Source organism: Paraeggerthella sp. Marseille-Q4926 (genome assembly GCF_916618935.1).
In the GTDB taxonomy this organism is placed as follows: domain Bacteria; phylum Actinomycetota; class Coriobacteriia; order Coriobacteriales; family Eggerthellaceae; genus Paraeggerthella; species Paraeggerthella hominis.
In genome coordinates, this window is record NZ_CAKAKF010000001.1 from 388929 (window position 1) to 399699 (window position 10771).

10 protein-coding genes and 1 riboswitch are annotated in these 10771 nt (G+C 60.9%); of the genes, 9 read left to right on the plus strand and 1 reads right to left on the minus strand.

Annotated elements, in window-relative coordinates; all coding sequences use genetic code 11:
* Window positions 1–5: 5 nt before the first annotated feature.
* A complete protein-coding gene (locus tag LG373_RS01590) occupies window positions 6–404 on the minus strand; it encodes an MGMT family protein (protein WP_216528895.1) in 399 nt (132 codons plus the stop codon).
* Between the two features lie 137 nt (window positions 405–541).
* Here LG373_RS01590 and LG373_RS01595 point away from each other — a divergent pair, with 137 nt between their 5' ends.
* From LG373_RS01595 to LG373_RS01635, 9 genes are all read left to right on the plus strand, one after another.
* Window positions 542–2050, plus strand: a complete 1509-nt coding sequence (locus tag LG373_RS01595) for an efflux RND transporter periplasmic adaptor subunit (RefSeq protein ID WP_216528894.1) — start codon at window positions 542–544, stop codon at window positions 2048–2050.
* A 4-nt stretch (window positions 2051–2054) separates the two neighbouring features.
* Window positions 2055–2762, plus strand: a complete 708-nt coding sequence (locus LG373_RS01600; protein WP_114566777.1) for an ABC transporter ATP-binding protein — start codon at window positions 2055–2057, stop codon at window positions 2760–2762.
* Window positions 2759–3949, plus strand: coding sequence for an ABC transporter permease (locus LG373_RS01605; RefSeq protein ID WP_114566778.1), 1191 nt, complete (start codon window positions 2759–2761; stop codon window positions 3947–3949). Before LG373_RS01600 ends, LG373_RS01605 begins: the two co-directional genes overlap by 4 nt.
* A 122-nt stretch (window positions 3950–4071) precedes the next feature.
* Window positions 4072–5214 carry an ABC transporter substrate-binding protein gene (locus tag LG373_RS01610; protein WP_114566779.1) on the plus strand — a complete coding sequence of 381 codons (1143 nt, stop codon included), beginning with the start codon at window positions 4072–4074 and terminating at the stop codon, window positions 5212–5214.
* An 83-nt stretch (window positions 5215–5297) separates the two neighbouring features.
* Window positions 5298–6308 (plus strand): iron ABC transporter permease, encoded by a 1011-nt coding sequence (locus tag LG373_RS01615; protein WP_216528892.1) that lies wholly within the window; start codon window positions 5298–5300, stop codon window positions 6306–6308.
* Window positions 6301–7083 carry an ABC transporter ATP-binding protein gene (locus LG373_RS01620; RefSeq protein ID WP_181792550.1) on the plus strand — a complete coding sequence of 261 codons (783 nt, stop codon included), beginning with the start codon at window positions 6301–6303 and terminating at the stop codon, window positions 7081–7083. The genes LG373_RS01615 and LG373_RS01620 overlap by 8 nt, the downstream gene beginning before the upstream one ends.
* Window positions 7080–8447, plus strand: coding sequence for a nitrogenase component 1 (locus tag LG373_RS01625; protein WP_225748804.1), 1368 nt, complete (start codon window positions 7080–7082; stop codon window positions 8445–8447). Before LG373_RS01620 ends, LG373_RS01625 begins: the two co-directional genes overlap by 4 nt.
* A gap of 83 nt (window positions 8448–8530) precedes the next feature.
* Window positions 8531–9754, plus strand: coding sequence for a nitrogenase component 1 (locus tag LG373_RS01630; RefSeq protein WP_225748805.1), 1224 nt, complete (start codon window positions 8531–8533; stop codon window positions 9752–9754).
* Window positions 9751–10500, plus strand: a complete 750-nt coding sequence (locus LG373_RS01635; RefSeq protein WP_225748806.1) for an AAA family ATPase — start codon at window positions 9751–9753, stop codon at window positions 10498–10500. The genes LG373_RS01630 and LG373_RS01635 overlap by 4 nt, the downstream gene beginning before the upstream one ends.
* Before the next feature lie 76 nt (window positions 10501–10576).
* Window positions 10577–10771: riboswitch (cobalamin riboswitch) on the plus strand.

A 10771-nucleotide genomic window follows, 5' to 3' on the forward strand; every position in this document is an offset into this window, starting at 1 on the left:
GGCCTTTATTCTCCCAGCTCGGCTTTCCAGTCGAAATCGGCGGGAGGGCGGGTGGGCTCTCCGTCGGCGCCGGCATCTTGCATGCGGCCGTCCCATTGGCAGGCTTTCATGTTCACGCGCCCGTCGTCTTCGAATTCGACGCCTTCGGCTGCCAGCATGCTTCGCTGCTCGTCGGGGCCTCCGAAAACGAAGCCCTTGCACAGGCTTCCGTCTTTGAACACCACGCGATGGCAGGGAATGCACGCAGGATCGGCCCCGGGCTCGGGGTTCGCCCGCAAGGCGTAACCTACGTAGCGAGCCGATCGCGGGGCTCCGATCAGCTGACCCACTTGGCCGTACGAGGCAACCTTGCCGCGCGGGATGTGGCGCACCGTGTCGAACACTTTGTTGGAGAAATCTCCCATGAAACCACTTTCTTTTTGCCCAAGACGCCGTTTCGCGCTTCTTTTTTCCGCGGTGATCGCGTATTCTGTATCAAATTATACTGTAGCGAGAAGGTATTGCGCGAAGACGTCTTGCTTCGCGCGTAGGGAGGTTCGCGATGAAACACGGCAATCGCCAAGACGGGAACAGTGCTTTCGTTCCCGCGGGTTCGTTCGGCGCAGACGATACTGCGGCGTTCGTTCCCGCTTCGCCTCAGACCACGGCCGTGCTGCCGCCGCTGCCCGATGCTCTCGTCGACGCCGACGCGCTTTCCGACATGCAGGCGTTCAATGACCTCAAGGCTAAGCGCAAGAAGCAGCGCAAGCGGAAGATCATCATCGGCGTGTCGGTGGCCGTGCTTGCGGTCGTAGTTTTGATGGGCGCGCTTGCTTGGTACGTTGCCGATCAAACGGCCAAGGCGCTTGAGAGCATGGCCCCTCAAACCGTCCCGATCGAGCAGGGGACGTTCGTCGATACCGTTACCGCTTCAGGAAGCCTGCAGCCCATTTCGTCTGTGAGCGCTACGCCTGAGGTGGACGGTATCGTAGGAGAGGTGTTCGTTTCCGAAGGCGATCGCGTTGAAGCCGGCCAAACGCTGTTCACGGTAGTGAACGCCGAACTGGACAAGGCGGTTTCCCAAGCTGCGCGCGGCATCGAGGAAGCGCGCAACGGCGTGGCGCAAGCGCAAAACGCCGTGAACGAAGCGTACCGCGCGAAAGCGGCCGGACAGCAGGCGGTGGCCGATGCGCGCGCACAGGCTCAGGCGCTCGCCGATGCCCAGGCCAGCGCGGCGCCGGGCGCGACCGCTCCGTCTTCTCCGCAGGCTCCGGCCGCGGCTCCCACGTTCGACGAAGGCGGAGCGGACTCCGCCATCAGGCAGGCCGAGATTGCGCTCAACAGCGCGAACCTTGCGTTGCAGAGCGCTCAAACCACCTATGACGAAGCCGTCGCGCGCGCCGACAAGCGCACCGTTACCTCGTCGATCGCCGGAAGCGTGGTAGCCGTGAACATCGAGCCCGGCAAGGCGCTGGGATCCACTTCGGCGGCGAACCCCGTGTCTCCCGTGCAGATAGCCGATCTGTCGCAGATGACCGTTTCCATCAACGTCAACGAGATAGACATCCTCAAGGTGAGCGCCGACCAGACGGCGCAGGTCACGTTCACGGCGGCACCCGACCTCACCTTGCCTGCAACCGTGGTGAAGATCGCTACCACCTCGGCGGGCGCGGGCGACGCGTCGGCTGGCGCCTCGTACGGAGGCGGCGGGGCCGTCACCTACGCGGTCAAGCTGCTGATCGCGCAGCCCGATCCTCGCTTGAAGCCGGGCATGACCGCGAAGGCCACCATCACCACCACGACGATCGAGGATGCCCTCAAGGTTCCCATTTCGGCCGTGCAGTCGGACAGCTCGGGCAAGAGCTTCGTGATGGTGGTCACCGATCCCGAAACGCAGGCCGTCGAGCAGCGCTCGGTGGAAGTGGTCGCGTCCGACGGGTTGACGTCGGTGGTGAAAGGTCGGGTCAAAGCTGGGGAAAACGTGGTCATCGGATCCTTGGCGCCTGCGGGCGATCAAGGGGCTTCGAGCGCGGCGCCCGGCGTTTCCGCCGACGCCGTGGCGATAGGATAGCGCCATGAGCTTCGTGGTAGAGGCCGTTGACCTGCATCGCATATACGAGAGCGCTTCGGGTCTCACCCATGCCCTGCGCGGCGTGTCGCTCTCGGTCGAGAAAGGCGAGTTCCTTGCCATCATGGGACCTTCGGGCTCGGGCAAGTCGACGCTCATGAACCTGCTCGGCTGTCTGGACACGCCCACGCGCGGGCGCTATCTGCTGGAAGGCGTCGACGTGGCGGCGTATCGCGAGGACGAGCTGGCCGAGATTCGGGCGACGCGTTTGGGCTTCGTGTTCCAGTCGTTCAACCTGCTGCCGCGCGCTACGGTCATGCGCAACGTCATGCTGCCGCTTGTGTACACGGCCTGCCCGCGCAAGGAGCGCGCCGCCCGCGCGCATGCGGCGCTGCGCAGCGTTTCGCTTGATCAAAGGCTGTACGACCATCGCAGCAACGAGTTGTCCGGCGGCCAGATGCAGCGCGTGGCCATCGCGCGCGCCCTGGTGAACGACCCGGCGCTCATCTTAGCCGACGAACCTACCGGCAACCTGGACACTGCAACGGGGGACATGGTGCTCGAGACGTTCAAGAGCCTGCGCGACCAGGGGAAGACCATCGTCCTCATCACGCACGAACCCGACGTGGCCGCGCATGCGGACCGCGTGGTTCACATCAGGGACGGCAAGCTCTACGACGGCCCGCATGTCAGCTTGGCGGGAGGTGCACGATGAAGATCGGGGATTTGTTCTACGAAACCTGGCATGCCCTGTCGGCCAACAAGGGGCGCTCGTTCCTTACCATCTTGGGCATCGTGATCGGCATCGCCGCGGTCATCGCCATGACCTCGCTCATAGCGGGGGTCCAGAACATGCTCATGGGCGAGCTTGGGTTCAGCCAGGCCCGGCAGGTTTCCATCGGCGCCTATGCGCCTCAGGGCGTGACCTTCGACGATCTGGACAAGCTTGCTTCCGGCATGCCGGAATACGAAACCATTACGGGCGCATCTTACTCGTCTACCGAAGTTGCGAAATCGGACGGCAAGAAGACTCCCGCGAACATCGTGGGCGTGCGGCCCGACTACTTCGAGGTGACCGGCTCGAAGCTCAAGGAGGGACGCTTCTTCACTGCGAGCGAAGAGGCGGGCGCAGCGCGCCTTGTGGTGATCGACAGCAGCTCCATCAGGGATCTTTTCGGCAGCGCCGACGTGCAGGCCGTGGGCAAGTCCGTTCGGCTGGGAAACGATGACTACACGGTGGTGGGCGTGCTCGACACCACGTCGTTCATGTCGGGCGGCATGACCATGTACCTGCCGTACACCACGGCGCAGACGCGTATCGGCGCGGGCGGCGGGGTATCGCAGATTATCGGAGCCGCTCGGGAAGGCACCGACATGGACCGGCTTGTCGAGACTACCCAAGATTACGTTGCACGGTACTTCAATTTGCAGAAAAGCGACGTGTACGTGACCTCGCTCGATTCCATCATCAAGCAGATGGAAACCATGATGTCGGCGTTTTCGCTGCTCATGGGGTCGGTTGCTTCGATATCGCTGTTCGTGGGAGGCATCGGCATCATGAACATGATGCTGACGAACGTGACCGAGCGCATACGCGAGATCGGGCTGCGCAAATCGTTGGGCGCGCGTCGCCACGACGTCACGATGCAGTTCTTGCTGGAAGCCGTTGCGCTGTGCGTTACGGGCGGCTTGTTCGGCATCGTATTCGGGTTTTTGGCGGCGTGGGGCCTGGGAAGCGTGATCGGCGTGGTTCAGCCCGGCATGGCCGTTGCGCCCGTGCTGGCGCCTCAGGTTGTTTTGGGCGCGGTGGGCGTGTGCGTGCTCATAGGCGTGGTGTTCGGCTACTACCCGGCTCGGCGCGCCGCAAAGCTCGATCCCGTGGAGTCGCTGCGGTACCAGTAACGCGGGGCGTTGCGGGTCGAATCGACGCACTTTCCCAGAATTGACTAGCGCATCTGGACAACGACCGGACATTAGGATAATCTCAAGAAGTTAACTATAACTAACTTTTAGGAGGTTGTCGTATGCCCAAGCGCATAGTGCAGCTGTCTCTTCTGGCTGCTGCGGTAGGCTTGTTCGCTACGGGGTGCTCTGCGCCCCAGGATCCAGCTGCTGAAAACAGCGGCGAAAAAGAGCCGATAGTCGTCGTTGACCAAAACGGGGAAGAGCAGCAACTGCCCGGATCTATCGATCGTTTCGTTACCACGGCGTTGCCGCTTCCCAGCGTGTACGCCGTTACGGGCGAGCCGCTTGACAAGCTGGTCGGAATGCACCCCGGTTCAGCGAGCGCCATCAAAGATTCCGTGATGGCCGCTATGTACCCCGACCTGCTTGACGTCCCCAGCAGCTTCGTTCAGGGCGACGAGATCAACGTCGAAGAGCTGCTTGCCCTCAAGCCCGATGCCGTGATGTATTGGGCCGAGTACGGCAACCAGCGCGACGCCATGAAAGCCGCAGGGATCCCCATCGTTGGCGTGAAGACCCAAGGCGACGGAGACGCCCTGGTGACCTTCGATTCATGGGTCGAGATCATGGGCCGCATGTTCGGGAGCACGGGCAAGACGGATGCCGTTGTCGACTACGGCAAACGCGTGAAGGAGGAGGTCGCGCAGAAGACGGCCTCTATCGACGAGAAGGACAAGCCCCGGACGCTGTTCCTGTTCAATCACGATGACAAGAAGATCACCACATCTGCCCAAGGCCACTACGGGCAGGGGTGGATCGACGCAGCCGGAGGCGTGAACGTTGCCTCGGAGCTGTCGGGCACGCCCGCTATCAGCATGGAGCAGATTTACGAATGGAACCCCGACGTTATCATCATCACCACGTTTTCCCAAACCATGCCCGAGGATCTATACAACAACACGGTTCCCGGACAGGATTGGAGCAACGTGAAGGCGGTGCGCGAGGGCCGCGTGTACAAAGAGCCTATCGGAGTCTATCGCTGGTTCCCTCCTTCAGGTGACGCTCCGCTCATGTTGAAGTGGATGTCCGAAACGCTGTACCCGGATCTGTTCGACTACGACATGGAAGCCGAGATCAAGGCGTACTACAACGAGTTCTATTCTTACGATATATCTGACGACCAGGTAAAAGGCGTTCTTTCCTCCAATCCGGAAGCCGCTCGCGGTGCTGATTGGCAGTACAAGAGCAGCAACACCAAATAGCTGACCATGCGATTCGGGATGCCCGCTGATGCTTCCGGCAGATGCAGGGCATCCCTTTTTGCGCAACGTTTGCAAGGAGTTCAATGAAGTTCAAATCTATTCGCTACCAGCGATTGATGCAAGGGGCCCTGATCGGCGTTTTGCTTGCGTCGGCAGCGCTGGCCTTGTGCCTCGGGCGTTATGGCATTCCGCTTGACGAACTGCTCTCCGTTTTGGCGGGGCAACCCGTGGCGAACGAGACGACCTACACCGTGCTGTTCTCTATCAGGATCCCGCGGCTTTTTATGGCCATGATCGTTGGAGCGGGGCTGTCGGTTGCCGGATTGTCGTTGCAGGCGATGTTCGGGAACCCTTTGGTTAGCTCCGATATTTTGGGCGTATCGGCTGCCGCCGGCTTCGGTGCCGCTCTGGGCATCTTGCTGGTTGGCGATTCGCTTGCGGTCCAGGTGATGGCCATCCTGTTTGGATTTGCGGGCATAACCTGCACGTACGGCATGAGCCGCAGAAGAGGCAGGAGCACCGTTCTCACGCTGGTGCTGTCGGGCGTTATCGTGGGCGCGGTGTTCCAGGCGCTCGTTTCGTTGGTGAAGTTTGTGGCCGATCCGCAAAACACGCTGCCGGCGATCACGTATTGGCTGATGGGAAGTCTTGCGGGAACGTCTGTTACCGACGTGATTACCGTTGGGCCCGCCATCATCGCCGGCATCGGCGTTCTGTGGTGCCTTCGGTGGAAACTCAACGTGCTCTCTTTGCCTGAAGACGAAGCCGTGTCTTTGGGGGTGAACGTGAAGCGTTTGCGCCTTGTCGTCATTTCGGCGGCTACGGTCATCGCCGCTCTTACCGTTTCGATATGCGGCATAGTGACGTTCGTGGGGCTGGCCGTTCCTCACTTTGCTCGCATGCTGACCGGGAACGACCATAAGTTTCTTTTGCCCGCATGCGTTCTGGTCGGCGCGGTTTTCATGGTCCTCATCGACACGGGCGCGCGTGCGGCAACGCCGGCCGAGATACCGCTGTCTATTCTGACGGCTATCGTGGGCGCGCCGTTCTTCGCGGTCCTCTTGCGGCGAACCGGGGGTGCTTGGAGTGATTAGGGCTAAATCGGTGGCGTTTTGCTATGCGGGCGGAAGCCCTTTGTTCCAGGATGTTTCGTTCGAAGTTCCGGCTGGCAGCGTTTTGGCGGTCTTGGGTTCGAACGGCGTGGGGAAGACGACGCTTTTGCGTTGCCTTATGCGGTTTCTCTCTCCTACGGAAGGGGAGTTCTTTCTTGGCGATCGGCCGGTACGCGACGTGTCTGCGGCTGATTTTTGGAAGGAAATCAGCTACGTCCCGCAAGCTCGCAGCATGGTGTTCAGCCATACCGTGCTCGATCTTGTGGTCATGGGGCGCTCGTCGTACGTTGCTTTCGGAAGAACGCCTTCGAAGAACGACTACCTTCGTGCGGAAGGTTTGCTCGAGAGCATGGGCATCGCCTCGCTTGCGCGGCGCTCGTGCCATCAGCTTTCGGGCGGGCAGCTGCAGATGGTCCTTATTGCTCGGGCGTTGGTGAAGGAGCCTTCTGTGCTGATCATGGACGAGCCTGAATCGAACTTGGACATGCGCAATCAGATCCACGTTCTTGACCTGGTAGAGCGCTTGGCGTCAAAGGACGGCCTTTCCATCGTCATGAATACCCACTATCCGGCGCATGCCCTGCGCGTTGCCGACCAGGCTTTGCTGATCGGACGCGAGGGACATGCTTGCGGGCCGGTCAAAGACATGCTGAACCGCCGGAGCATTTCCCAGTATTACGGCGTCGACGCGCAGTTGCTCTCCTGCGTTGAGGACGGGCGCGCGTACGATGCCGTTATTCCCTTGAGGAGGACATGATGAAAGCCCCTTGCCTCGATGCGCAGTCGCTGCCCCCGAAGGGTATTCCTATTACGGAGATCAAGGTTGATTCCGAAGGGAAGCCTCTCTTGCTCAACAAAGGATCCGATCTGTGCTTTTACTCGCCTGCGACGGGAGGATACGGCATTCCTCGCGTTGCATGCCTGGTGCCCGGAAGCCATGTTCTGTTCGTTGCCCCTCAGGGCTGCGGCCGGCACGGGTTGGTGGCGGCGTATCTTCACGGGCGCGATCGCGCGAGGATCCATGCCTTGCATGTTCAAGATGAGGCGGTGTCGCTTGGATCGCATCTGGACCAAGTGGCGAATGCCGCGCGCTTCATCGTGGATCGATATGCGCCCAGTGCCCTTACCATTGTGTACAGCTGCATCGACGATCTGCTGGGTTCGGATTTCGATCTGATCGCTTCGGACGTGCAGGATGCTTGCGGGCTGCCGGTGCAGGTTTCGGCTATGAACCCCATCAGAAGCGAAGGATCCCTGCCGCCGTTGCCTCGGGCGTTGCGCACGGTTTACAGCTTTTTGGAACCCTCGAAGCAGGGCGACGTTTCCTTGCCTTCTTCGGGGGCGGACGGCCAGCCTGCGATTCTGAACTTGTGCGGCATCTTCTCGAACGTGCATCCGTCTTCGGAGGCCCATGCTGTGCTTGCTCGGGCGGGCTATAGATTGGCGAACGTGGCCGATTGCGCAACCTACGAGGAGTTCCAGGCGCTTTCGGCGTCCCGCTTGAACTTGGTTGCGCATGACGCGGCGGCGATCGCGTGCGATTCCTTGCACGATCGTCTGGGCATGGAGAGCCTTCGCTTTCCTCTTCATGTGCTGCCCTCCTTGGTGGCTCGAAGCTACGAACGCCTTGAGAAGAAGCTGGAGGTCGCGCTTTCCTGGCAGCAAGCGCGCGACCAGGCCATGGCGGAGATCGGGTTGCTTGCTTCCCGCTTGAAGGGTCTGCGCGTTTCCGTGGGCTCGTCCCACTTGGCAAGCCCTTTTGAGCTGGCTCGGTTTTTGACGGAGTGCGGGATGAGGGTCGAGTCGGTGTATGCGAACGCTCTTTCGCGCACGTGCATGGAGCAGCTTTCGTGGTTGCAGCAAAAGGCCCCTCAGATCGTCGTGCTTCCGCCCGAGTCGAGACGCGCTCTGTTCATGCACGAAACGGCTCCTGAAGTGGATGTGGCGGTGGGACTGGATGCTGCGTACTACTCGAATTGCACGCGGTACGCCGATATAGGATTCGAATTGCCGCTGTTCGGCTTTCAGGGCGGTGTCGAGCTGCTGCGCATGCTGGTGCGCCCTTGCGAGGTATCCGATGGGTTCGAGGCTGCTCTGACCAGCAGCAGCCTTGTGGTGTAGGAGCGTCGGGCATGCTTGTCGCATTGTGCGAATGCGTGCGCGGCGACGTTTGTTCCAGGGCGGGCGCCCAAGAAGGAGAGCACATGGACGGGCTTCATTATTTCGACGTTCTGCCGGCCTTTGCCCCCGACTATTCGGGAGCGGTGTCGGTTCTGTACGATTTGCAGGGAACCATTGTGGTGAACGGAGCAAGCGGGTGTCTTGCCAATTGCGCTGGCTACGATGAGCCGCGCTACTTCGAAAAAACCTCGCTCGTGCTTTCGAGCGGGCTGCGGGATGTTCGGGCCATATTCGGGGATGAGGAGTTCCTGGAGGAAACGCTTCCCCTCATAGAGGGGCTGCAAGGTTCTCGATACCTCGCCTTGCTCGCCAGCCCGGCAGCGGCGATTATCGGCACGGATCATAAAGCGGTTGCTGCGGCTTTGGAGGATCGGCTGTCTTTGCCTTGCTTCGCGTTCGAAACCACGGGCATGACCGCCTACGATCGCGGTGCGAGCATGGTGATGATGGAACTGTGCAGGCGCCACGCGAAGCCGGCTCCTCGAAGCGTCGCCCCGTCTGCGAACATCTTAGGGGCGATACCGCTTGATCTTTGGGGACCCGATCAGCTTGTCGTTTTACGTGAAGACGTGGAGAGGGAGGGCTACCGAGTGATCTGCACGCTTGGCATGGACTATTCGTTCGAAGACGTCGAGCGTCTTGCGGAGGCGCACGTCAACGTGGTTGTTTCGGTGGCTGCCCTTGCGTCGGCCCGCTGGCTTGAGCAAACGTTCGGCACGCCTTGGACGTGCGCCTTGCCCGTGGGGCCTTGCCGTGCGGGATGGATGGCTCCCGATGGCTTTCAGGCGTCTTCCGATTCTTGGAAAGCGCAGTTCTCGGCAAAGCCTTTGGGCGGCGTCGGGAATCCGTGCGAACCGGCATGCGGCGTGAAGGTGTTGATTGTCGGCCAGCAAGTATGGGCCAACGCCTTTCGCGCCGGCCTGATGCGAGAGGTTTCGGGCGCTGACTGCACGGTGGCCAGCTTCTTCGGTATGGACGACGAGCTGATGCTCGAGGGCGACCGGTCGTTTTCAAGCGAAGGTGAATTTTGCGAGCACGTTGTTGATCGTGGGTACGACGTGGTGATCGGCGATCCATTGTTTCAGGAGGCCATTCCTTGCGAGGTGGCGTACGTGGGCGTTCCCCACGTTGCGGTTTCCAGCCGCTTGTATTGGACGAATCCGGCGCCCGCCGTGGGACCGGACGCCCTTTCTGCGGCGCTCGCGACGATAGAGCATACTATGGTGCGGAAGAAGGCGAGTCGGTGAAGAAGATAGCATTTTACGGCAAGGGCGGTATAGGGAAGTCGACCACGACGTCGAACGTTTCCGCCGCCCTTGCAGAGCAGGGCTTCACGGTCATGCAGATAGGGTGCGACCCCAAGTCGGATTCGACGAAGAACCTGACGGGGGGCGTTCGCATCCTTACGGTTTTGGATGCCATCAAGGAAAAAGGCGGGCACGTGAAGCTGGAGGATATCGTGGTGCGCAGCGATACGGGGGTGCTGTGCGTTGAGGCGGGCGGTCCTCCTCCGGGTATCGGGTGCGCGGGCCGGGGCATCATCGCGGCGTTCGAGCGCCTTGACGAGCTGAAGGCGTTTCAGACCTACGAGCCTGATTTCGTGCTGTACGACGTGTTGGGCGACGTGGTGTGCGGAGGGTTCGCCATGCCCATACGCGGCGGTTATGCCGAAGACGTGTACATCGTGACATCGGGGGAGATGATGGCTTTGTATGCTGCGGACAACATAAACCGAGCCGTAGCGGCGTACCGGAACAAGGGCTACGCTCGGGTGCGCGGCGTTATCCTGAACGAGCGAAACGTGAAGGACGAGCGCGCTACGGTGGAGGCTGCCTGTGCGGAGATGGGCACTTCCCTGGTTGCTTCTTTGCCTCGAAGTCCGGAGGTTCAGCAAGCTGAAGAGCTTCGCAAGACCGTTGTGGCGGCGCTTCCCGACTCGGCAATGGCCGAGCGCTATCGCAGCCTTGCTCGGATGCTTTTGGAAAGCTGCTAGCTTGCGCGTTCGCGAAGGAATGCCGACGAATCCTTCTGCCCCTTCTCCTGTCGCCTGCGTGGTAGAATACCGCGAAGCATATATTGGCAAAGATGGTTGCGCCAAGCGCGGCGCGAGCGAACGTGCGGATCATGTTCGTTTGGGGAAATGCGGGTGAGAATCCTGCGCTATACCAGTAACCGTAAACGTTGATGGCCGGACGACATGCAGGCATGCGTTCGAGCCAGATGAGGCGAAGTCGGAACACCCATCCATCGCAGCAAGCCCTGGA